The following is a 22,179-nucleotide window of genomic DNA, read 5'->3' on the forward strand; positions in this document are numbered from 1 at the left end:
TTACAAATGAGTTTTCAGAGATTTAAAGAGAAAACGAATCAGATTAATTTGGATTTGATTCGTTCCCAACGATATTTTCGAATGAATTTTCCTTGTTCTTTAGTAACAAGAAATGGCCTTTTTTCTTTCTTTGCTTTGAAATAACCTCTTATGTAATCGACAAAAAGTAAGGGTTTTCTTTTTTTGCTCGCTAGTTTTAGTGCTGCTATGAGTGTAATAACAAAACCATAATGCAAAGTGTAAAAAGATTGTCCTTGATTGAATCTGGCTTCTCTGTCGTATTTTGAACCAGTAGGTTTTAGATGTTTTACTTTTAATTCAGGAATGCTCTTAATTTTCCAACCATAAAAATGACATAATAATTCATCTACAGTATCCCATCCCATTTCTGGTTTTAGACCTCCTATTTGTTTAAAGCATTCTTTTCTATATGCTTTAAAGACACCTCTAATATGATCTTTGTCTGTAAGGTTTTCTATAATCCATTCTCCTTTTTTTTCAATATAAGCATAGCCACCAGCCATACCTAATTGAGGGTCTTGTTGGAGTGCTTTTGAAATTTCTTCAAAGTAATTATGTGGAAGTATCAAATCGGCATCTAATTTTACGATGTAGTCGTAATCTTCATCTACATACTCTAAGCCATTGTTGAATGCTTGAATGACCTTTTTTCCTGGAAGGTGTAAAGCAGTAGATTCTCTATTTATGAGTTCAATCCATGGGTGCTTATTTACATATTCCTCAATAATAGATTGAGTAGTATCTGTTGAATTGTCATTTACCACAATTAACTTCTTGGGTAAATGAGTTTGAGACACCATACTATCTAAAGTGTGCTTTATAAAATTTGCTTCGTTGTGAGCGGGAACAATTACATAGTATTTCATATTAAATTCTTTCTGCATAAACCAAATAGTAGCGAGGAGTAAATCTTCTTAACAAAGGTCTAAAGCCGATTTTATTAACGCGGTGACTCCATTTTTTACTAGCTATGATTTTATAACCAGCTTTTTCTAATAGCCAATCTAGTTGCCAGTCTTCAAATTCGTGATAATGACGATCTCTCATGTCGGTTTTGCTTCTATATGCTGTGCTAAACCACAGGCGTAGCGGTACTGAAACAAAGATGCGCTTCGCTTTAGATTGTTTTAAAATAGTGTATGGATTCAGTAAATGCTCTACAATTTCAAAAGCAGTAAGCACATTATACTCTTGGTTAAGAAGTTCCTCTTGGTTGTCGTCTAAATCTACCCCACTTGTGCTCGTAACTGAATAGCCTTGTTGTTGCATTAATTCCGATAAAGGATTTGGAACCCCTAAGTCTAATATTTTATCAGTTTTTTTTATGTGTTTCGCTAAAAAATCTAGCGTTATTTGAAAACGTTCTTGGGGGTAATTTTGTTCATACATACCTTGATATACTTTTCTAAGAGAGACAAAGTTATGAAAAATAAAGACTTTACCATTTTAAGAAACTATATTTGTATCAAACAATAATAGGGATAAATGACAAGTAAAATATCAGCGAAGCAAGCTGTTCTTTTCACAGCAATCAATTACATTGGTGTAGCTATTGGTGTTATTTCTACTGTTTTAATATATCCTCTTGATAAAGAGTTGTTGGGAATTGTTCGCTATGTCGATGCTTTTGCCCAATTGCTATTCCCAATTATGGTTTTGGGGAGTACAAATGCACTTATTAATTTTTATCCCTCTCTATCTCAGAAACTGCAAGAGAAGTTGTTTAGCTTTAGTTTGCTTTCTATTGTAAAGATGGCTGTTCTAGTTGCTATTGTGATAGCACTTTCTAGTTTTTATTTAGATGGTGAGAAGTTCAAGTATCTATTAATTGCTTTCCCTCTTGGGTTATTCATGGCTTATGTAGAGCTATATAAAAGACAGGCAACTAATCTGCAAAAACTATCTGTGCCTACTTTCTACGAAAAAATAATACCTAAGTTGGCATTGCCTTTGGTTTTTATTTTGGTGTTGTATGGTGCTGTATCAACTGATTCCGCTTTGGGATTATATGTAGTTGCATATGGAGTTATAATGGTTTTGGTAGGAAGGTATGTTTTTAAGCATTATAGACACAAACTGTTTAATAGCTATGAAGATTTGTTCGAACAATTGCCGAAAAAAAATTACTATGCTTATAGTCTCTATTCGTTTGCGGGTAGTTTTGGTGCTTTTTTTGCGTTTAGAGTCGACTCGTTGATGATTCCGGAATTTATTTCTTTTGATGCTAATGGAACTTACAATATTGCGGTTACATTGGCTTCTACTTTGGCAATACCAGCAACGGGGGTTTTTGCGCTTTATGCTCCAGTTATAGCTCGATTGATAAAGGAAAATGCATGGGGTGAATTGAATATTAAATACAAGAATGTATGTAAGTATTTGTTCTTCATAGGTGCTTTTCTGTTTTCTTGTATTATGGTGGGAATAGAACCTTTGTTTTTGATTCTACCTACTTATGAGAATTTGGCTCCATCTTTACCTGTTATCTATATTTTGGGAATTAACGTGGTCATAAATATGTCAACAGGTTTTAATACTGAAATAATTTCGTACTCAAAGTATTATAGATTCAACCTTATTGCTATTTTATCTTTAATGGTGTTGAATATAGTTCTGAATTGGTATTTGCTATCACAAACAGATTTGGGGATACTTGGGGTTGCTTATGCTACTTTGATATCACTAACGCTATTTAATCTAGCAAAAACGCTCTATATCTATAAAAAGATGGGGTTGTGGCCTTTTGACAAATCATTTGTAAAAATGGTTGCCTTTTTTGTGGTTGTAGTTTTATTGGTGTTTGAAATTCCTCTAACGAACTATTCTTGGTTTGACTTGCTTTATAAGGTTTTCTTAGTTGTAGTTATTCATCTAATTGCACTTTATAAATTTCAATGGGTTCCGGAAATAACGGACTATTTGAATAAGTTAAAAACAAAAATAGTAGGTTAGATTGTTCAGGAATATAATGTTTACAGTTGATAAACTAGAGCGTTAATGTTCATCCCCGCACCAACAGAGGCAAACAATACAACGTCTCCTTGTTGTATATGATGGAATTCCATTTGGTCTTTTAATATCATGTCATAAAGGGTTGGGAGGGTTGCAACACTGCTGTTTCCTAATTTTTGAATATTCATGGGCATAATGTTTTTAGGCATTTCCATGTCAAATAATTCATAAAATCTCTTTACGATTGCCTCATCCATCTTCTCATTCGCTTGATGAATGATAATCTTTTTTACTTGGTCGATATGAATACCACTTTTTTCTAAACACGATTTCATGGCTAAGGGCACTTTTGTAAGTGCAAATTCATAGATTTTGCGACCGTGCATTTTGATGTATTTCGTGTTTATATCTAATTCTGGATGGTACGATTTTCCAAAGTGAATGTAATTCGCCTCTTCAACGGTGTAACTCGCATTTTCAAAAGAGAGAATACCTCCTGTTTCATCTGATTTTTCTAGAATAGTGGCTCCAGCTCCATCAGCATAAATCATAGAATCTCTATCGTGTAAGTCAATAACTCTAGAAAGCGTTTCTGCACCAATTACTAGACATTTTTTAGCCATTCCAGCCTGTATAAATGCATATGCCTGAATGATTCCTTGGAGCCATCCAGGACAACCAAAAAGAACGTCAAATCCTACACAATTAGGGTTTTTAATGCCTAAGTTATGTTTCACGCGTGCTGCTAAACTTGGTACTATATCTGACTGAATTGTTCCTTTTTTTATATCACCGAAGTTATGAGCAAAGATGATGTAGTCGATGGTTTCGGGATCTGTATTACTGTCGCTTAATGCTTTTTGTGAAGCAGTAGTAGCAATATCAGAACAAACCAATTGGTCGTCTATATATCTACGCTCTTCTATACCTGTTATTTGTTGAAGCTTTTTGGCAATTTGTTGATTATTATATGGTAAAGGAACTCCATGAACGTCTCGAAAGTCGAACATGTCAAAATCATCATTTTTGATAATTTGAGTGGGAATATAGCTCCCAGTCCCGGAAAATTTAATGTTCATCATACAATTTTTATAGGTGATAAATAGTAAAAACAAACACCGTATTTGCTTCTAGTTAAGATTAAAGGTAACTAAAAAAAGAAAAGTAATTAGGTCTCTTAACATGAGTTGGCAATAATTTACGTAATTTTAAAAGAAAACAAGCTTAGTGTTCTATCTAGTGTTTGTTTTTTGTCTTTGTATAAGTTGTTGATGTTTTGAGTAGTGTGATTTTATTTCTATTGCTAAAGAGAGAAATAGGATTGTAAATATTGACGTTTTAGGAGGTTAAAATAAATTTAAAAATAAATTAAATTAGACGATTATGAATGATGAATTAGTAAACATTGCTTTAAATAATAATAGAGCATTAGAGCGATTTGAGTTAGAAGTCGATGGTTATATCGCTTTTATAACTTATGAGGAGCAAGGTGGAGTTTTGAAACTTTTACACACAGAAAGTCCTCAAGAATTAGCTGGTAGAGGAGTTGGATCTGCATTGGTTGAGAAAACATTGAATTACATTAAAGAACATAACTTGAAACTACAACCGCTCTGCCCTTTTGTACATGCTTATATAAAGAGAAATCCGGAATGGCAGACTTATGTGGTTAGTTAGAACTTTGGAGTGGCATAGTTTCTTATTGTAATTATTAATAATTAGTTCTATGAAAAAAATAATTAGAAAAGGTCGTCTTAGAGCATTCTCCTTGTTGTTGGGCTTATGCATAATGCTATTCTCAAACTGTCAAACGATTCCTTCAACTGCTAAAGCGGTTCATGATTTCGACGTAGATAGGTATTTAGGTACATGGTATGAAATTGCTCGTATCGATTTTAAATATGAGAAGGATTTAAGTTATACAACTGCTACTTATTCAAAAAATGAAGACGGTTCCATAGCTGTTTTGAATAGGGGGTATAATAAGGTTAAAGATGAATGGAAGGAAGCGGAAGGAAAAGCAAAGTTTGTAGATAAGACCGATGAGGCTAAGCTAAAAGTTTCTTTTTTCGGACCATTTTATGCGGGATATAATGTTGTTGCTCTAGATGCTGAATATAAGTATGCTTTAGTTGCAGGAAAGAATTTGGATTATTTGTGGATTCTTTCTAGGGAAAAAGAAATACCCGAGTCAGTTAAGCAAAATTATTTAAATGTTGCTCGCGGCATCGGGTATGATGTTTCAAGATTGCTTTGGATTAAGCAACAGTAATATTATATGATGAAAAATATTTAACCTTTACCCATTTTCGAAAAAACATTTATAACAACAACACCAGCGATAATTAAAGCCATTCCTGCTATAGCAGCCCAATCGGGTTGTTGTTTATAGAGTATTGCGGCAACAAGCGTAACTAGCACAATTCCTACACCAGACCAGATAGCATAAGCAATTCCTACCGGTATGGTTTTTAGAGTTAAACTCAGAAAATAAAAGGCTGCGATATATCCTATAATTGTAAGAATGCTAGGTACCAATTTTGTAAATTGGTCTGATGCTTTTAAGGAACTTGTCGCTATTACTTCGCATATGATTGCTACAAATAGGAATAAGAAATTTTTCATGACTACTATTTTAATTCAAGCACAAAAGTAATTGAATAAGAAGTGTCTTATTTTGATATAAGTCAAATTCGCCTAATTCTACTTAAAGTTTCTGCCGATATCCCCAAATAGGAGGCAATGTTTCCTAGTGGGATTCTAAACAAAGTTTCTGGATGTCTTTTTATTAGGTCGTGATAACGTTCTACAGCTGAAAATGTCTGTAATTGGAAAGCTCGTTCTTCTAATAGTAGACAGTAGTCTTCTGTGAAGCGTCTGCCTATGACATTTAATTCCGGAAAATCTTTATAGAAACGAAGTAACTCTTGGTTAGAAAGTGCGTGTACAATACAATCTTCCATACATTCTATGTATTCTAGGGAAGGTCTGCTTTTGTAAAGTTGATAGGTTGATCCTAGAATAGTGTTTTCAAAACCAAACCACACATCGGTTTGTTTTTCCTTATATTCATAATAACCTCGAACCAAACCTTTTTCGAGTACGAATAGGTTTCCTGTAGTTTGACCTTTTTTTAATAGAATAGAACCCTTGGTTTTGTGAGAAGTTTGAATATGTTGTTCTAATGCTTCCTTACAAGAAGGAGAGACATATCCATATCGTTCGAATAGTCGTATTAAAGTATTCATAGTTCTAAAACTTTTTTATTATAAGCCCCTATGAAAATACAAAAAAATATTTTTAATCAGCAGCTATAGTAATAGTTATATTGTGGATATAAGGTGCAATCAAATACAGTTGTACTTTTGGAAACAATTATCCTTACAAATTTAAAATTTAATCGCCTATGAGTGTAGAATAGAGAGGGTGATGCTGAAATATTCTATAAATGGTAGGCTTTTTGCGATTATTGGAAATACGTATCGGTTGGAAAATAACTAAATACATTTGGAGCAATACATTTTCTGAAATTAATTCTATGATTTTTTGTATTGTAAATCAGTGGAAGTATGGTGGTAATTTTAATGAAAGAAGCCTTACTCTCTCGTAATACTTGAAAAATATGAAGATTGGAATTACATTTAGTACATTTGATTTGTTGCATGCAGGACATATAAAAATGTTGGAGGAAGCAAAATATCATTGTGATTACCTTATAGTTGGATTGCAAACGGACCCTACTTTAGATCGTGCAGAAAAAAACAAACCTACACAAACTGTGGTAGAACGCTACATTCAGTTGAAAGGCTGTAAGTTTGTTGATGAGATAATTCCGTATGCTACAGAACAAGATTTAGAAGATATTTTAAGGTCTTTTAAAATAGATGTACGTATTTTAGGAGAGGAGTATAAAGACAAGAATTTTACAGGTAGAATGTATTGTGAAACTAAAGGAATTGAATTGATTTATAATCGTCGTGATCATCGCTTCTCGAGTAGTTCTTTGCGAAAAGTTGTAGCCCAAAAAGAAATGGAGATTCAAAAAGTAGTTGATAAAGTAAGTTAATCAACTTAAGTTTTAAAAAGATTAAACCAATTAATAACAAACCATATATTTTAATGAAAAAGCAACTTATTCTAGGAATAACCTTACTAGCGACAGGTTTATTTTCTGTGCAGGCTCAAGACAACTCATCAGAGTTTTTAGCAAATACCACTTTTGAACTTGGATGGGGATACAATATTCCAATGAGCCCAACGGATGGAATTAAAGCAGGTGATTTCTCAGGTGTTAATAGTCTTTACGTGGGAGCTCATTATCAGTTAGATGATTTTTGGGGGTTAAGAGGGACTTATGCTTATAATGGCTTTAAGGACAAGGATAATTCTGATTTCGGATTGACTTTTCATAAGTTTATGCTTGAATCTACTTTTAATATCAGTAAAGCTATTTCAGGCGTATCTACTCAAACACCTTTCGAAGTTTTATCTCATACTGGTCTAGGTATTTCAGTAGGTAAAAGTGAGTTGAAATCGGGTTCAGATAATATAGGAAATGTTCAAATTGGACTTATGCCACGTTATAACATAACGGATAAAATTAGTGTTCACTTAGATGCTACTTATGTGATTAATTTTAGTCAGAATTATGGTTATAATGGAGGTCCTGCGGTAGAAAACGGGGATAGTGCTACAGGTGGCTATTTTACTGCTAATCTAGGTGTGGCTTTGAAATTGTAAGTTTTTTAAAATTATTTAAAAAAGACCTATGGCAATTATTGTTTTATAGGTCTTTTTTTTGTCATTATTTCCTTTTTGAGAGTTGTTTTTTATTTGATGTATTCAAAGCATCAATGCAACTGAGTTGCAAAGAGATGTAAATGTTAAAACATTTTTTTGCAATTGAACTAAAAAGTTTAAATTTGCTTCATGAAATCAGTAAGAGTATTAATAACCGTGTTGCTTTCCATGCTATTTTTGCTAATAGCTATGTATCCGTGCATGGATGTTTACGTACAGACTGATTCATCTAATAATACAACCTTGGTTCGAGAAGTTCAGCATGCTGACCATTCAACTATGGATGATTGTTCTCCTTTATGTGCTTGCGTATGTTGCGCTGCTTCAATTACTGTTGCTTTAGCTTTATATGTTTCCAATGTACAAACTTATGATACTGTTGGGGTAACTCCATTGCCTTTCGACAATCTAGTACAAGGTGAAGAAAAGCCAATATGGCAACCTCCCAAGATAGCTTAAATTTTATTTCTTATAAAATAGATACACTCGATTCTTAAATGAGTGTGTTTGATATTTACAATAAACTAAAGCTATTATGTTAGATAAAATCATACATTTTAGTATTCGTAATAAGTTTATAATAGGATTGTTTGTACTAGCTTTAATTGGCGTGGGTACCTATTCTGTTATTAATTTACCTATGGATACGCAACCTGATATTACCAATAATCAGGTTCAAATTATTACAAGTTCTCCAACTCTTGCTACTCAAGAAGTGGAGCAATTTATCACTTATCCTATTGAACAAGCAGTAAAACCAATTGCCAATATAACCGAATTGAGGTCTATTAGTAGATTTGGTTTAAGTGTTGTAACAGTTGTTTTTACTGAGAATACGGATATCTATTGGGCAAGGGCTCAAATTAGTGAAAAGTTAAAAGAGGCTGAAGAAAATATTCCGACTGGAGTTGGGAAACCTGAGTTAGCTCCTGTAAGTACTGGTTTAGGTGAAATCTATCAATATGTTGTTTATCCTTTAGAGGGTTTTGAAGATAAATACAATAGTATGGATTTAAGAACTATTCAGGATTGGTTGATTAAACCGCAATTGAATGGTGTTAAAGGGGTAGCGGAAGTAAATACTCTAGGGGGGCATTTAAAGCAATATGAAATTGCTGTACAACCCGATCGCTTAAAGAGTATGAATACTACTATTGTAGAAATTTTTGATGCATTAGAAAAGAATAATGAGAATACAGGGGGGGCTTATATAGACAAGAAACCTTATGCTTATTTTATTCGAAGTGTAGGGATGATTCAAAGCTTAGAAGATATTGAACGTATTGTTGTAAAGAACAATAACGGAACTCCTATTCTGATTCGTGATGTAGCGGATGTTCGTATTGGAAGCAGCATTCGATATGGAGCAGTTACAAAAGACGGTAAAGGAGAAGATGTTGGGGGAATGGTAATGATGTTGAAGGATGGTAATACACAAGAAGTTGTGAAAGCTGTTAAGGAACGTATATCACAAATAGAAAAAACACTACCAGAAGGAGTAGCAATCGAACCATTTATAGATAGAACAAAGCTGATTGATAAAACAGTAAGCACTATTAAGACAAACTTAATAGAAGGGGCTTTAATTGTTGTTTTTGTATTGGTGTTGTTGTTAGGAAACTGGAGAGCGGGAATGATTGTAGCTTCAGTGATTCCATTATCGCTTTTGTTTGCTATTTCAATGATGCGCTTATTTGGCGTAAGTGGAAACCTTATGAGTTTAGGGGCTATAGATTTCGGATTGATAGTCGATGGAGCTGTGATTATAGTGGAAGCTATTGTCCATCGATTGCATAGCAGTAAGAAAAAACTTCTCACTCAAGATGAAATGGATAACGAGGTGTTTGGAGCAGCTTCTAAAATTAGAACAAGTGCTTCTTTCGGAGAGATAATCATCTTAATTGTTTACCTGCCTATTTTGGCTCTTTCAGGAATTGAAGGTAAGATGTTTGGACCTATGGCTCAAACAGTGTCTTTTGCTATCCTGGGTGCTTTTATTTTATCATTAACCTATGTGCCAATGGCTTCTGCGTTATTTTTAAGTAAAAATGCAGGGAAAACAAAAAGAAACTTTAGTGATAAGTTAATTGACAAACTATATAGTTGGTATAAGCCTGTATTAGAGAAAGCGTTTAAAGCTAAGCGTTTAATATTGGGTGTTTCTTTTGCTCTTTTTGTTGGTTCTATACTCGTATTTGGAAGATTAGGAGGGGAGTTTATCCCAACTTTAGATGAGGGAGATTTAGCAACCCATGTAATTATTTCTTCTGGTAGTTCCTTGTCTCAAGAGATTGAAACAACCACATTGGCAGAGAAAATTCTTAAAGAGCGTTTTCCTGAAGTAACCATGGTGATTTCCAAAATTGGTAGTGCAGAAATTCCAACAGATCCAATGCCAATGGAGGCTGCGGATATGATTGTGATATTGAAAGACAAAAGCGAATGGACTTCAGCAAAAACTAAAGAGGAACTTATAGACTTAATGGAGGAAGCTTTGAATGATATACCAGGAGTGACTACAGAATTTTCTCAACCTATTCAAATGCGTTTTAACGAGTTAATGACAGGTGTGAGAAGTGATGTGGCTATAAAGGTTTTTGGAGAGGATTTGGATCGTTTAGCGAGTATTGGTGAAGAAATAAATGGGATGATTGCTGATATACCGGGTGTCTCTGCTCCTAAATTGGAACGCGTTGCAGGGTTGCCTCAGATCTCGATTAGATATGATAAAGAAAAATTAGCTCTTTATGGTCTTAATATTGGAGAAATCAGTCAAGTTGTTAGAGCGAGTTTTGCAGGAGAAAAAGCAGGTGTTGTCTATGAAGGTGAAAAGCGTTTTGATTTGGTTGTTCGAATGGATGAAGGACACAGAAAGGATATTGAAAACCTTAAAAGCATGTTTATAGCTTTGCCAAATGGAGGTCAAATCCCATTAGAGCAAATAGCAAATGTTAGTTACGAAGACGGTCCGATGCAAATTAGTAGAGAAGAGGGGAAAAGACGTATTGTATTAGGGTTTAATGTGAAGGATAGAGATGTTAAGAGTGTTGTGAACGATATTCAAAAGCGTTTGGATGATAAGTTACGCTTACCTGATGGATATTATTTGACATATGGCGGACAATTTGAAAACTTGATAGAAGCTACTAATAGACTTGCTATTGCTGTGCCTGTTGCATTGCTGTTGATTTTTGTATTGCTGTATTTTACATTCAAGTCTGTGAAACAATCCTTGTTGATTTTTACAGCAATTCCATTATCTGCCATTGGTGGTGTGGCTGCCTTGTGGTTGCGAGATATGCCATTTAGTATTTCAGCGGGTGTTGGGTTTATTGCTTTGTTTGGAGTGGCGGTGTTGAACGGGATTGTATTGATTGGACAGTTTAATAGTTTAAAATTAGAGGGTATGGGGCTTTACGAGAGAATTATAGAAGGTACAAAAGTACGTTTAAGACCTGTTTTGTTAACTGCAGCAGTTGCATCATTAGGTTTCTTACCTATGGCTTTAAGTACAAGTGCTGGTGCTGAGGTTCAAAAGCCATTGGCTACTGTTGTAATAGGTGGATTAATTACAGCTACTATTCTAACTTTAATCGTTTTACCAATTCTTTATTATTATGAGGAAAAAGGTCTTGGATTAAAAAAGAGTAAAAAGACAGTTGTTACTGTATTATTGTTGATGTTGAGCATTGGAGTAAATGCTCAGGATAAAACTGTTTTATCTTTGAAAGAAGCAATTGAAATTGCAAAGGCGGAGAATATGGGAATTAAGGCTGCAGAGCTAGGAGTTCTTAGTGAGAAGCGTTTTTCTAGAACGGCTTTCGATATTCCAAAAACGGAATTTTCTACAAGTTTTGGGAATTTAGAAGGAAGAGATACTAAAGATATTAGTCTAGACATCAGCCAAAGTTTTAGTCCTTTTACTTATGGAAAGAAGAAACAAGTATTAAAAAAGAATTTAGATGCTGCTATAATCAATAGAGAAGGTGTAGAACTTGATGTTGAATATACTTTGAGACAAGCATGGGAGAATATGCTTTACGGTATTTCAAAGGAGTTACTATTAAATGAGCAGGCTGTTTTGTTAAAAGGTTTTTCTAAATCTGCAGAACTTCGTTACAGTACTGGGGAAACTACTTTGATGGAGAGTAATGTTGCAAAGGCTAAAGAGCAGGAGCTTAATGTGTTGATGACTCAAAATAAATCTAATCTTGAAAATGAAAAGGAACGCATTAAAACGCTTTTAAATTTAGAAGGTGATTTCGTTCCTAGTGATGCTAGATTGTTATATGATAAACATGAAGCAATAGCAGATTACGATTTAGAAGAAAATATTGGATTAAAAATGGCAGCAAATGAAATCGATAAGATTGAGGCGACTAGAAAACTAGAGAAATCTGTGTTTTTACCAGATATTACTTTAGGATATTCAATAGGTTCAGAGTCTGGTTGGGATGCATCTAAGATGAAGTATTATGGCAAAGAATTGAATGTGCCAAGTTATTCAGTAGGTATAACTATTCCGGTTTTCTTTGGTAGTCAAAGTTCAAAAGTTAAGGGATTGAAATACCAAGTAGAGCAAGCTAAAACGGAGAGGAGTTATCTGCAAAGACAGGTGGCTGAACAAGTAAAACAACAATTAGAAGTTATAAAAGCCCAAGAAAAGCTTATTGACTATTATGTTGAGAATGCACTTCAAAATGCTTTGACGATAAAAGATCACGCTACTAAATCATATAATAATGGAGATATTTCTTATGTAGAATATATTCAATCTGTAGAAACAGCATTAACAATTCAAATGAACTATTTAGATGCTGTACTAGAATATAATTTAACACATAACAGTCTACATTATTTAGTAAATCAATAAAATTAGAAGATGAAAAAATCAATTATATATTTATCGCTTTTAGCGGGTGTGTTTTTAATAGGGTGTAATAAAGTATCTGATGCAGATAAACATCCAGAAGAGGCGATTACAGAGACAGTGAATAATGCTAATAAGGAAGTAGAGTTGAATAAGGCGCAATACGACGCGGCTGGTATTGAGTTAGGGGCCTTAGAGCAAAAGAACCTTACTGATGTGATTAAGGTTAATGGTTATACTAAGTTACCTCCACAAAATCAAGCAAATGTAACTACATTCTTAAACGGGACGATTACTCAGATTTTGGTTAACGTTGGAGATAAAGTATCAAAAGGACAGGTTCTTGCCTATGCAGATAGTCCTGGATATATTCAACTTCAAGAATCTTATGCAGTTGCTAAGAGTAATTTAGAATATTTGGAATTAGAGTTTAAAAGACAAGAGACATTACGAGCAGAAAATGTAAATTCTGAAAAGACATTTCAAAAGATAAAATCTGATTTGAATATTGAGAAGTCAAAGTTTCAATCTCTTTCTAATCAATTGAGGATGTTACAATCTAATGCTATACAAGGTGGTAAAGCTCTAAAGATTGTAGCTCCTATAAGTGGGTATGTTGCTACAATTGGGGTGCAGATAGGAAGTCCTATTCAGTCTGAGGCTGCTTTGATGACTTTGGTTGATAATTCCAAATTGCATCTAGACCTAATGGTGTATGAGAAAGATCTTCCTCAAATTTCAATCGGACAAGAGGTGACTTTTGCTTTAACGAACTTGAGTCAAACAGTTGTTTCAGGAAAAATTTTTAGTATCGGAAAAACTTTTGAAGAAGGTACGAGATCTGTTGCTGTACATGCTAGTATAGATAATGTTCCAGATAATTTAATTGGAGGTTTATATGTTAATGCTTTAATTCATATTGGTTCTAGAGAAGTTCCAGCTTTACCTGAGGAGGCTGTTGTAAAAGCTGAAGGAAGGGAATTTATATTTATTCTTGAAGAGGCTGATGCAAATCATTTTCACTTTAAAAGGATTGAAGTTAAAACGGGCATAGCAGAATTAGGGTTCGTACAAATAACTTTATTAGATGAAACAGTAGAGCCTAAAAATATAGTTCGAAAAGGTGCTTATTACCTACAAAGTCATTTGATAAAGAATGAAGGTGGTGGTGGACATGATCACTAATAGATTGGTGAGATGATAATGTTTAAAAAAACAGAGCTGTATTATGGCTCTGTTTTTTTTTAATGATGTTCTATATTAATGATAGAACATATAAAGGTATTGTTTTATGACTGATAAGTAAAAGGAGGGTAGGTAGCCTTAGAAGCTGTAATTAATTTTACGCGATAGCTGAAGAAAAGAAAAGGGTTGTTTCTATAGGAAAGAAACAACCCTTTTGTATGTTAACAATAAGTGTTATAGCTGTGTTTTTTAATCGTTATCCTCATCTACTTTTAAAGTAAGCTGAATTTTCTCAACAGAGTTTCTGTACATTTGAAGGATAGTTCCGTGGTATTGTTCTAATTCAATTGTATCGTTTTCTTTTAACTCTTGGTCAAAATAAAGTTCAGAAATGAGTCCTGCTAAAGTATCATAATGGTCGGTTTCTGCAAACTTACATGGTAACAGACGGTTAATGTCTGAAATAGTGTAATGTGCATTAACGACATAGATACCGTTAGCTATTGTTTCTACGATTGGTTCTTCATTGTCATATTCGTCTTGAATCTCTCCTACTAGTTCTTCAAGGATATCTTCCATACTGATGATTCCAGTAAATTCACCTACTTCGTTGGTTACGATTGCCATCTGAACGTGTTTACTTTGGAATTGTTTTAATACGTGTTTAATAAGCGCACTTTCTGAAATAAAGATAGGCTCACGCATTAATCTGTCAATATTAGTTTGTTCTGGTCTTTCAATATATGCCTTTATCAAATCTTTCGTATAAACGATTCCTTTGATGTTGTCTAATGTGTCTTCATAAACGGGATATCTTGAATAGCCTTCTTTGATGGCAAAGTGTATAGCTTCTTCTACTGTTGACTTAATCTCAATTACTGAAATATTTTTACGAAGTGTTTGAATATTAATAACACGTCTATTGTCAAAGTCAAATACGTTTTGAATAAGTAAATGTTCTGTTTCTTGAATAGCTCCACCTTCCTGACTTTCAGAAATAATCATTTTCAATTCTTCTTCAGAGTGAATAGCTTCTGAACCATGAACTGGAGTAATTCCAATCATTCTTAAGAATGCATTTGCAAATCCATTCATCAACCAAATAACTGGTTTGAAAACGAAATAGAATATGCGTAAAGGTAATGCTACGGCGAAGGTTGTTTTAGTTGGAAAGTGAATTGCAATAGTTTTAGGTGCTAATTCTCCAAAAACAATGTGCAATATTGTTATAATAGCAAATGCTATTGGGAAAGAAACGCTTCTAGCTATTTCTGGCCATTGGTCTCCTGTTAGACCAAGTAATTCGAAAACACTTAAGATAATTGGAGTAAGAGAGCTTTCTCCTACCCATCCCAATCCTAATGAGGCTAATGTAATTCCCAACTGGGTGGCTGCTAAATAGGAGTCTAGATGGGTAACTATGTCTTTAGCGATTGAAGTAACTTTGGAGCTAGAATTCGGGTTAACCTCAATTTGTGAGGAACGTACTTTAACGATAGCGAATTCCGCAGCTACAAAGAAGCCGTTTAGAAATACTAAAAACAAGGTTAATAATAATTTGCCAACAGAGATATTCTCTGCTACTAGGCTACTACTGCTTAGGAAAATTGTAGTAAGTTGGGGGTGTATGTCCATTTTTAGATTAGATAATTAACTCGTGTTTCATCTCTGAAACGTAAATTTATAAATTTTAAAATTTCGAGTCTCTCTTATTAGAGTCAAAAATAATAAATAATTAAATATAAACATATATATATTACTTGTCTCCTCAAAAAATAATGCAATGTTTGTGATAAAGGGGATGTTTTTCATAGACTTAATGTCTTATTAAATGAAAAAGGCTATCATTCATGAATGATAGCCTTTTTTATAGCTTTAAAAAAAAGCATTATTTAGTAAGTGTGAATTATACCAATTGTGTTTCTATGTCAAATTTCACATCTTCACTCACAAGTAATCCTCCTGCCTCTAAACCTGCATTCCAATTTAATCCCCAATCTTTACGATTTACTTTTCCGTTGATGTTTAATCCAATTTTAGTATTTCCGAAAGGGTCTTTCATTAAACCACTGAATTCTGCTTTTAAAAGGACAGGCTTTGTAACTCCATGGATAGTTAGGTCTCCAGTTAAATCATAATCGTGGTCTCCTTTTTTTACAATAGATGTAGATTTGAATTTCAATGTTGGAAATTGTTCCGCGTCAAAAAAGTCTGCACTTCTTAAATGTGCATCGCGATCTGTATTGTTGGTGCTAATTGAAGCGATTTCAGCACTAAATTCAATTTGTGCATTTTCAAAATCACTTTCATTCATTTTTAGACTTCCATCGTATTTTTCAAAACTTCCTTTAACGTTGGTGAACATCATGTGTTTAATACTAAATCCGATGTTTGAATGTGTAGTGTCTAATTTCCAAATTTTTGCTTCCATAATATTTTATATTTATTAATTGATTAAATATGATGGTAATTCCATTGGAATTTCCATAACTAATAGTTGTGAGTTTGTTGTTGCTTTTACTGAAAAAGCTGTTTCTTCCCAAAAACCTAAAGCATCTCTTCTATCTAAATTTTGATTGTCAATAGTGATACTTCCTTCAATTACAAAAAGAAAAATTCCATTTGTAGGGTCTTTGAGTGTATAGTTTAATTCTTTACCCGCTTCTAAGTCAGCCATATGAAACCATGCATTTTGATGAATCCATACTCCTTTGTCATCAGGATTTGGTGAAAGTACTTGTTCCCAAGTGTTTTTTCTATCTTCTGGATTCAAAGTGATTTGTTGGTATCTAGGTGTGACATTTACTTTATCAGGAAAAATCCAGATTTGAAGTAGTTCAGTGGCTTTGTCATTATTAGCGTTAAATTCACTGTGTTCAATTCCTGTTCCTGCACTCATTACTTGAATGTCACCATGTTTAATGGTTGTTCCATTTCCCATACTGTCTTTATGTGCTAGATCACCTGCCAAAGGGATTGAAATGATTTCCATATTGTTGTGTGGATGTGTTCCAAATCCCATCCCAGCTGCAATATCATCATCATTTAGAACTCTAAGTACACCAAAGTGTATACGGTCATTGTCTCTGTAATTAGCAAAGCTAAAGGTGTGGTGAGATTTTAGCCAACCATGATCAGCATAGCCTCTTGAGTCTGCTTTAAATAATATGTTATTTTTCATAGTTAAAGATTTTTTGATTTTCTATTACAAAGATACTGCCCTTCAATGCTTCCATCACTTAATGTAGATTAAGAAATGGATATGTTGTTCATTTTCAATAATCCTGAAGTTTTAAAGGGTTATTTTGTCAATAGCTTTTTTTTCATTTTACTAAAAAATTCAGGGGTGATACCTAAATAAGAGGCTATTTGCTTTTGTGGTAGACAATATTTTATTTCTGGATATCTATTGCAGAATTTTTCGTAGCGCTCTTCTGCTGTTAGACGCATATTGTCCATAAGGCGTTGTTGGTTGGCAATTAAGGAATTCTCTATAAGAATTCTAAAATAACGTTCCATCTTAGGTATTTCATTAAAGAGTTCAAGTTGTTTTTCTCTTGATAAAGTAATTACTACGGCGTCTTCTATTACTTCTATACAAACTTCCCCTGGTTTGCCGGAAAAATAGCTATACATATCCGATATCCACCATTCTGGAGATGCAAAACTTAAGGTATGTTCAACTAAATTATCGTCTATGGTATAACTTCTGATTATTCCGTTTAATACAAAAAAAGAGTCTTTACATATACCACCTGCTTCTAATAGTTTGGTTTTAGCTTTGTATTCTTTTGTTTCAAATAAGGTTAATAGTTTGTGTTTTTCTAATTCAGAAAGTGTAACGTGTTTGGCAATACTTTTTAATAAGAGCTCTAATTTCATGTTTATTTAGGTTCGATATTCTATAAATTTACTATTTTATTCTTGAAGTGAGAAACTTTTGATTCCAGCTATTAAAATAAAAAAAGGGATGTCGTTTTGAAACGCATCCCTATATATCTACTGTTTTGATTGAAGTTATTCCAATGCTTCTTTTATCCTTTTTAAGGCTTCAATTAATTGCTCTTCACTGGTTGCATATGAAAAGCGAATGCAATTCGGGTTTCCGAAGGCATCTCCTGTTACTGTAGCAACATGAGCTTTTTCTAAAAGCATCATTGAGAAGTCATCTGCATTATTGATCTTGATTCCTTGAATGGTTTTTCCGAAAAATGATGATACATCTGGAAACACATAAAATGCTCCTTCTGGTACATTTATTTTCATTCCTGGTATTTCTTGAACGAGTTTTACTACTAAATCACGTCTGTTTTTAAATGCAGCTACCATATCTTTTAAAACACTTGGATCGGCATCTACAGCTGCAATAGTTGCTCTCTGTGCAATACTGTTTGCTCCACTTGTTACTTGTCCTTGCATTTTAGTACATGCTTTAGCTATTTCTTCAGGTGCACCAATATAACCAATTCTCCATCCTGTCATGGCGAAAGCTTTTGACACTCCGTTAACAGTAATAGTTCTGTTTATCATGGTTCCTAAAGTAGCAATACTAGTATGCTTTTCTGTAAAGTTGATGTGTTCGTAAATCTCATCAGCTACAACATAAATAGAAGGGTGTTTTTCTAATACCTCAACTAATTTTTCGAACTCGTCTTTGCTGTATACAGAACCACTTGGGTTGCATGGAGAACTAAACCAAATCATTTTTGTTTTTGGAGTAATTGCTTTTTCTAGTTGAGATGCGGTTATTTTAAAATCACTTTCTATAGTGGTTGGTACTTCAACTGGAATACCTCCTGCTATTTTAATTATTTCTACATAGCTAACCCAAAATGGAGCAGGAACTATGATTTCATCTCCGGGGTTAATCATTGCTTGAGCAATATTGAAAAGAGATTGCTTAGCACCTGTTGATACAACTATCTGACTAGGTTTGTAATCTAAATGGTTGTCTCTTTTAAATTTTCTAGCAATGGCTTCTTTTAGATCTAAATAGCCATCTACAGGCGTATAGCTACTATAATTGTCATGAATGGCTTGTATAGCAGCTTCCTTAATAAAATCGGGGGTATTGAAATCAGGTTCACCTAGACTTAGGCTAATGATGTCGATTCCTTGTGCTTTTAATTCTCTTGCTTTGGCTGCCATAGCTAAAGTTTGTGAAGTTGATAAGCTATTGATTCTATCGGATAAAGGTGATGTACTCATTGAAAACAAAGTTTTATAAAATGTGTAACTCCAAAGATACTTATTAAATGAGATATATTCAGGAGGATTAAAATTATTTACGGACTAAAATGTGTATTTTTGAAAAAAAAATAAACATGGAAGAAATTCTGCGCTACTTTCCCGATTTGACTTTAGAACAGCAGGAACAATTCAAGCAATTGGAGTCGTTGTATGCTGAATGGAATGCTAAGATTAATGTAATCTCAAGAAAAGATATTCAAGAATTATATGTAAAACACGTGTTGCATTCTTTGGGTATAGCGAAGGTTATGCCTTTCGTTCCTGGAGCTTCTGTATTAGATGTTGGAACTGGAGGTGGATTTCCTGGGGTTCCTTTAGCAATTTTATTTCCTGAAACACAGTTTTATTTAATTGATGTGATTGGGAAGAAAATTAAAGTAGTTAATGAGGTCGTTACAGCTTTAGGATTGAAAAATGTGAGAGCTGAACAAAAGAGAGCTGAATCAGTTAATGAAAAATTTGATTTTATTGTAAGTCGTGCTGTTACTAATATGACAGATTTTGTTTCTTGGATACGTTATAAAACAAAGAAGGAGAATCAACACGAATTTGAGAATGGTGTTCTATATTTAAAAGGAGGGGATTTAACGGAAGAGTTAAGTGGATTTCCACGTGCTGTAGAATTTCCTTTATCACATATTTTCGATGACCCATTTTTTGAGACTAAAAAGGTAGTATATGTACCTTTGAAATATAAAGGTTAATATTTTATTACAACCTATTATGGTTGTAGTTTATCAGTTTTAAATTATAAAAAAATCCATAGTGAATCTGCCTAGAAGGTAGGGTAGCTGTGGATTTTTTTGTGGATTTAGTTGACAAGTCTATAATGATAGAATGCAGAGAGTTTAATTATCTATGCTTGTACTGGGTAGTGAAGAAATAGATGTGAAGGTGTGGTATAAAACAAAAAAAAACGGTCACTTGAACAAGTGACCGTTTTTATAGAATAGTCTATATGTTTCTTATTTGTTTAAGAACGGGTATTTATAATCCGTTGCAGGAACAAATGTTTCTTTGATTGTTCTAGGTGAAACCCAACGTAATAAATTCAAGATTGAACCTGCTTTATCGTTAGTTCCTGACGCTCTAGCTCCTCCAAATGGTTGTTGTCCTACAACAGCTCCAGTTGGCTTGTCATTGATGTAGAAGTTACCTGCTGCATTTACTAATGCTTTAGTAGCTTCGTCTATAGCATAGCGACATTGTGAAAAGATAGCTCCTGTTAATGCATATGCTGAAGTTTCGTCAACTAACTTCAATGTTTCTGACCATTTTGCATCTTCGTACACATAGATAGTTAACACAGGTCCGAACAATTCAGTTTGCATTGTTTCGTACTTAGGATTTGTAGTTACAATAACCGTTGGTTCAATAAAGTATCCAACAGATTTATCATAGTTTCCACCTGCAATGATTTCTGCATCTGAATCAAGTTTTGCTTGCTCGATGTATTTAGCTAATTTGTCAAAAGAGCTTTCTGAGATAACAGAAGAAACAAAGTTTGTTGGGTCTTCTGGACTTCCCATTTTAATAGTCTTAAGATCTGCAATCATATAGTTCTTAATGTCTCCCCAAAGTGAAGCAGGTACATATGCTCTAGATGCAGCTGAACATTTTTGACCTTGATATTCGAAAGAACCTCTAGTCAATGCTACTGCTACTTCTTTTGCATGTGAAGAAGGGTGTGCTATAACGAAGTCTTTTCCTCCTGTTTCTCCAACGATTCTAGGGTATGTTTTGTAGTTGTTGATATTCTTTCCGATTTTCTCCCACATACTGTTGAAAACAGAAGTTGAACCCGTAAAGTGAATACCTGCAAAATCTGGACTAGCTAATAAAGTGTCGGTAATCATGGCAGAATCACCATAAATCACGTTGATAACTCCATCAGGTAGACCAGCTTCTCTAAAGATTTCTACGATTACGTTCGCTGAATAGATTTGAGTCGCACTTGGTTTCCATACTACTACGTTACCCATCAATGCAACAGAAGCAGGTAAGTTTCCTGCAATTGCTGTAAAGTTGAATGGAGTAATTGCGTAGATGAATCCTTCAAGAGGTCTGTGTTCTAATCTATTCCAAACGCCGTCTGTAGAGATTGGTTGTTCAGCATATATTTGAGTCATAAACTCAACATTAAATCTTAAGAAGTCGATGAATTCACATGCTGCATCAATTTCTGCTTGGTGTAATGTTTTTGCTTGAGCAATCATTGTAGCAGCGTTTAATTTTGCACGGTATGGACCTGCGATTAATTCTGCTGCTTTTAAGAAGATAGAAGCTCTGTGTTCCCATGGCATTGCTGACCATTTTACTCTTGCTTCTAATGCTGTACTAATTGCTTTTTCAACTAAAGCTTTATCTGCTAAATGGTAAGTACCCAAATGGTGTTTATGGTCGAATGGAGGGAATAGGTTCTTAGTATTTCCTGTTCTTATTTCTTCACCACCAATATATAGAGGGACATCAACAGTTTGATTGTATTGTTCTTTGAAAGAATTAAGTGTCAATTCTCTTTCCGTAGTTCCAGGAGCGTATGATTTAACAGGTTCGTTAAACGCTTTTGGAACAGTGTAGATTCCTTTTGGCATATTGCTTTAATTTAATCAGTTTAATTTTAATCTCATACAAAGATAATTAAAATCTAACACATAGCTTGTTAGTAGTGTGTTGTAAATGATTGTTAAAGCTGTTTAGTTTAATGCAAATGGGGTGCTTAATCTAAAAGTAGGAATGATTACTTTGAAGTTTTTTGATGTGCTAAAATTAATCATTCTGTAAAAGCCTTTCATCGCTCCAAAAGGAGATGTTAATAGACAACCTGATGTATAGCGGTGATATTCTCCGGGTTTTATTACAGGTTTTTTACCTAAAACTCCTTCTCCGTCTACTTTTTCAAGATTATTTAATGCATCGTGGATTTCCCAATGTCTGGAATATAGTTGAACGGAATCTTTGCTTTGATTCTCGATAGTTACTTCATAACTAAAGGCAAAGTGTATTTTGTGGTTTTTAAAATAGGTTCCTTCAAAATCTGTCTTCACTGTAATTTTGATTCCTTTTGTGATTTGAGACACCATAATAAGAGCTTTTAAGAT

21 protein-coding genes are annotated in these 22,179 nt (G+C 33.8%); 9 read left to right on the forward strand and 12 right to left on the reverse strand.

All coding sequences use genetic code 11. The annotated features are described in order from the left end of the window. Positions 1-38: 38 nt before the first annotated feature. Together BM024_RS05730 and BM024_RS05735 are read right to left on the reverse strand one after the other, a co-directional pair. The gene (locus BM024_RS05730) at positions 39-887 is read right to left on the reverse strand and encodes a glycosyltransferase family 2 protein (protein WP_090678646.1); all 849 of its coding nucleotides are present in this window, start codon (positions 885-887) and stop codon (positions 39-41) included. A 1-nt stretch (position 888) separates the two neighbouring features. Further along, positions 889-1,410 (reverse strand): methyltransferase domain-containing protein, encoded by a 522-nt coding sequence (locus BM024_RS05735; RefSeq protein ID WP_090678510.1) that lies wholly within the window; start codon positions 1,408-1,410, stop codon positions 889-891. A gap of 96 nt (positions 1,411-1,506) precedes the next feature. Between BM024_RS05735 and BM024_RS05740 the strand changes: the two genes are divergently transcribed. Continuing rightward, the gene (locus BM024_RS05740; protein WP_090678511.1) at positions 1,507-2,973 is read left to right on the forward strand and encodes an MATE family efflux transporter; all 1,467 of its coding nucleotides are present in this window, start codon (positions 1,507-1,509) and stop codon (positions 2,971-2,973) included. 20 nt (positions 2,974-2,993) lie between these two features. Here BM024_RS05740 and BM024_RS05745 read toward each other — a convergent pair whose 3' ends face one another. Next, a complete protein-coding gene (locus BM024_RS05745) occupies positions 2,994-4,052 on the reverse strand; it encodes a 3-oxoacyl-ACP synthase III family protein (RefSeq protein WP_090678647.1) in 1,059 nt (352 codons plus the stop codon). Positions 4,053-4,356: 304 nt separating this feature from the next. Here BM024_RS05745 and BM024_RS05750 point away from each other — a divergent pair, with 304 nt between their 5' ends. Further along, entirely contained in the window at positions 4,357-4,650 is a 294-nt protein-coding gene (locus BM024_RS05750) for a GNAT family N-acetyltransferase (RefSeq protein WP_090678512.1), read from the forward strand. 49 nt (positions 4,651-4,699) lie between these two features. After that, complete coding sequence (locus BM024_RS05755; protein ID WP_177190164.1) at positions 4,700-5,245, forward strand: lipocalin family protein; 546 nt, start codon at positions 4,700-4,702, stop codon at positions 5,243-5,245. A gap of 20 nt (positions 5,246-5,265) precedes the next feature. Here BM024_RS05755 and BM024_RS05760 read toward each other — a convergent pair whose 3' ends face one another. Together BM024_RS05760 and BM024_RS05765 are read right to left on the reverse strand one after the other, a co-directional pair. Then, a complete protein-coding gene (locus BM024_RS05760) occupies positions 5,266-5,598 on the reverse strand; it encodes a DMT family transporter (RefSeq protein WP_090678514.1) in 333 nt (110 codons plus the stop codon). A 62-nt stretch (positions 5,599-5,660) separates the two neighbouring features. After that, a complete protein-coding gene (locus BM024_RS05765; RefSeq protein ID WP_090678515.1) occupies positions 5,661-6,221 on the reverse strand; it encodes a Crp/Fnr family transcriptional regulator in 561 nt (186 codons plus the stop codon). Positions 6,222-6,595: 374 nt separating this feature from the next. Between BM024_RS05765 and BM024_RS05770 the strand changes: the two genes are divergently transcribed. The 5 genes from BM024_RS05770 (at position 6,596) to BM024_RS05790 (ending at position 13,828) form a co-directional block, all read left to right on the forward strand. Then, entirely contained in the window at positions 6,596-7,039 is a 444-nt protein-coding gene (locus tag BM024_RS05770; protein ID WP_090678516.1) for an adenylyltransferase/cytidyltransferase family protein, read from the forward strand. Between the two features lie 53 nt (positions 7,040-7,092). After that, the gene (locus BM024_RS05775; protein WP_090678517.1) at positions 7,093-7,713 is read left to right on the forward strand and encodes a hypothetical protein; all 621 of its coding nucleotides are present in this window, start codon (positions 7,093-7,095) and stop codon (positions 7,711-7,713) included. A 189-nt stretch (positions 7,714-7,902) separates the two neighbouring features. Beyond that, positions 7,903-8,232 carry a DUF6660 family protein gene (locus BM024_RS05780; RefSeq protein ID WP_143077728.1) on the forward strand — a complete coding sequence of 110 codons (330 nt, stop codon included), beginning with the start codon at positions 7,903-7,905 and terminating at the stop codon, positions 8,230-8,232. 76 nt (positions 8,233-8,308) lie between these two features. Beyond that, on the forward strand, positions 8,309-12,646 hold the full coding sequence (locus tag BM024_RS05785; protein WP_090678519.1) for a CusA/CzcA family heavy metal efflux RND transporter: 4,338 nt from the start codon (positions 8,309-8,311) through the stop codon (positions 12,644-12,646). A 9-nt stretch (positions 12,647-12,655) separates the two neighbouring features. Then, entirely contained in the window at positions 12,656-13,828 is a 1,173-nt protein-coding gene (locus BM024_RS05790) for an efflux RND transporter periplasmic adaptor subunit (RefSeq protein WP_090678520.1), read from the forward strand. A 249-nt stretch (positions 13,829-14,077) separates the two neighbouring features. On the opposite strand, the gene BM024_RS05795 is transcribed toward BM024_RS05790, so the two are convergent. The 5 genes from BM024_RS05795 to BM024_RS05815 form a co-directional block, all read right to left on the reverse strand. Then, complete coding sequence (locus BM024_RS05795; RefSeq protein WP_090678521.1) at positions 14,078-15,463, reverse strand: hemolysin family protein; 1,386 nt, start codon at positions 15,461-15,463, stop codon at positions 14,078-14,080. 271 nt (positions 15,464-15,734) lie between these two features. After that, positions 15,735-16,259, reverse strand: coding sequence for a YceI family protein (locus tag BM024_RS05800; RefSeq protein ID WP_090678522.1), 525 nt, complete (start codon positions 16,257-16,259; stop codon positions 15,735-15,737). 15 nt (positions 16,260-16,274) lie between these two features. Then, positions 16,275-17,009 carry a pirin family protein gene (locus BM024_RS05805; RefSeq protein WP_090678523.1) on the reverse strand — a complete coding sequence of 245 codons (735 nt, stop codon included), beginning with the start codon at positions 17,007-17,009 and terminating at the stop codon, positions 16,275-16,277. Positions 17,010-17,128: 119 nt separating this feature from the next. Continuing rightward, positions 17,129-17,710, reverse strand: a complete 582-nt coding sequence (locus BM024_RS05810) for a Crp/Fnr family transcriptional regulator (protein ID WP_090678524.1) — start codon at positions 17,708-17,710, stop codon at positions 17,129-17,131. Between the two features lie 135 nt (positions 17,711-17,845). Continuing rightward, complete coding sequence (locus BM024_RS05815) at positions 17,846-19,036, reverse strand: pyridoxal phosphate-dependent aminotransferase (RefSeq protein WP_090678525.1); 1,191 nt, start codon at positions 19,034-19,036, stop codon at positions 17,846-17,848. A 116-nt stretch (positions 19,037-19,152) separates the two neighbouring features. On the opposite strand from BM024_RS05815, the gene rsmG reads away from it, so the two are divergent. Continuing rightward, positions 19,153-19,782 (forward strand): 16S rRNA (guanine(527)-N(7))-methyltransferase RsmG, encoded by a 630-nt coding sequence (gene rsmG, locus BM024_RS05820; protein WP_090678526.1) that lies wholly within the window; start codon positions 19,153-19,155, stop codon positions 19,780-19,782. 261 nt (positions 19,783-20,043) lie between these two features. Here the strand turns inward: rsmG and pruA are convergent, their stop codons facing one another. Both pruA and apaG read right to left on the reverse strand, forming a co-directional pair. Then, positions 20,044-21,672, reverse strand: a complete 1,629-nt coding sequence (gene pruA / locus BM024_RS05825; RefSeq protein ID WP_090678527.1) for an L-glutamate gamma-semialdehyde dehydrogenase — start codon at positions 21,670-21,672, stop codon at positions 20,044-20,046. Between the two features lie 102 nt (positions 21,673-21,774). Further along, a complete protein-coding gene (gene apaG, locus BM024_RS05830; RefSeq protein WP_090678528.1) occupies positions 21,775-22,161 on the reverse strand; it encodes a Co2+/Mg2+ efflux protein ApaG in 387 nt (128 codons plus the stop codon). Positions 22,162-22,179 lie beyond the last annotated feature (18 nt).

The sequence above is a fragment of the Myroides guanonis genome (assembly GCF_900114085.1).
Taxonomy (GTDB): Bacteria; Bacteroidota; Bacteroidia; order Flavobacteriales; family Flavobacteriaceae; genus Flavobacterium; species Flavobacterium guanonis.

Bases quoted from the DNA above. Each gene is read 5' to 3' on its own strand.
- BM024_RS05785 (WP_090678519.1), top strand. From the start codon at position 8,309: ATGTTAGATAAAATCATACATTTTAGTATTCGTAATAAGTTTATAATA.
- BM024_RS05790 (WP_090678520.1), top strand. From the start codon at position 12,656: ATGAAAAAATCAATTATATATTTATCGCTTTTAGCGGGTGTGTTTTTA.
- BM024_RS05735 (WP_090678510.1), bottom strand. From the start codon at position 1,410: ATGTATGAACAAAATTACCCCCAAGAACGTTTTCAAATAACGCTAGAT.
- rsmG (WP_090678526.1), top strand. From the start codon at position 19,153: ATGGAAGAAATTCTGCGCTACTTTCCCGATTTGACTTTAGAACAGCAG.
- BM024_RS05770 (WP_090678516.1), top strand. From the start codon at position 6,596: ATGAAGATTGGAATTACATTTAGTACATTTGATTTGTTGCATGCAGGA.
- BM024_RS05745 (WP_090678647.1), bottom strand. From the start codon at position 4,052: ATGAACATTAAATTTTCCGGGACTGGGAGCTATATTCCCACTCAAATT.
- BM024_RS05750 (WP_090678512.1), top strand. From the start codon at position 4,357: ATGAATGATGAATTAGTAAACATTGCTTTAAATAATAATAGAGCATTA.
- BM024_RS05795 (WP_090678521.1), bottom strand. From the start codon at position 15,463: ATGGACATACACCCCCAACTTACTACAATTTTCCTAAGCAGTAGTAGC.
- BM024_RS05775 (WP_090678517.1), top strand. From the start codon at position 7,093: ATGAAAAAGCAACTTATTCTAGGAATAACCTTACTAGCGACAGGTTTA.
- BM024_RS05755 (WP_177190164.1), top strand. From the start codon at position 4,700: ATGAAAAAAATAATTAGAAAAGGTCGTCTTAGAGCATTCTCCTTGTTG.
- BM024_RS05730 (WP_090678646.1), bottom strand. From the start codon at position 887: ATGAAATACTATGTAATTGTTCCCGCTCACAACGAAGCAAATTTTATA.
- BM024_RS05765 (WP_090678515.1), bottom strand. From the start codon at position 6,221: ATGAATACTTTAATACGACTATTCGAACGATATGGATATGTCTCTCCT.
- BM024_RS05805 (WP_090678523.1), bottom strand. From the start codon at position 17,009: ATGAAAAATAACATATTATTTAAAGCAGACTCAAGAGGCTATGCTGAT.
- pruA (WP_090678527.1), bottom strand. From the start codon at position 21,672: ATGCCAAAAGGAATCTACACTGTTCCAAAAGCGTTTAACGAACCTGTT.
- BM024_RS05800 (WP_090678522.1), bottom strand. From the start codon at position 16,259: ATGGAAGCAAAAATTTGGAAATTAGACACTACACATTCAAACATCGGA.
- BM024_RS05740 (WP_090678511.1), top strand. From the start codon at position 1,507: ATGACAAGTAAAATATCAGCGAAGCAAGCTGTTCTTTTCACAGCAATC.
- apaG (WP_090678528.1), bottom strand. From the start codon at position 22,161: ATGGTGTCTCAAATCACAAAAGGAATCAAAATTACAGTGAAGACAGAT.
- BM024_RS05780 (WP_143077728.1), top strand. From the start codon at position 7,903: ATGAAATCAGTAAGAGTATTAATAACCGTGTTGCTTTCCATGCTATTT.
- BM024_RS05815 (WP_090678525.1), bottom strand. From the start codon at position 19,036: ATGAGTACATCACCTTTATCCGATAGAATCAATAGCTTATCAACTTCA.
- BM024_RS05810 (WP_090678524.1), bottom strand. From the start codon at position 17,710: ATGAAATTAGAGCTCTTATTAAAAAGTATTGCCAAACACGTTACACTT.
- BM024_RS05760 (WP_090678514.1), bottom strand. From the start codon at position 5,598: ATGAAAAATTTCTTATTCCTATTTGTAGCAATCATATGCGAAGTAATA.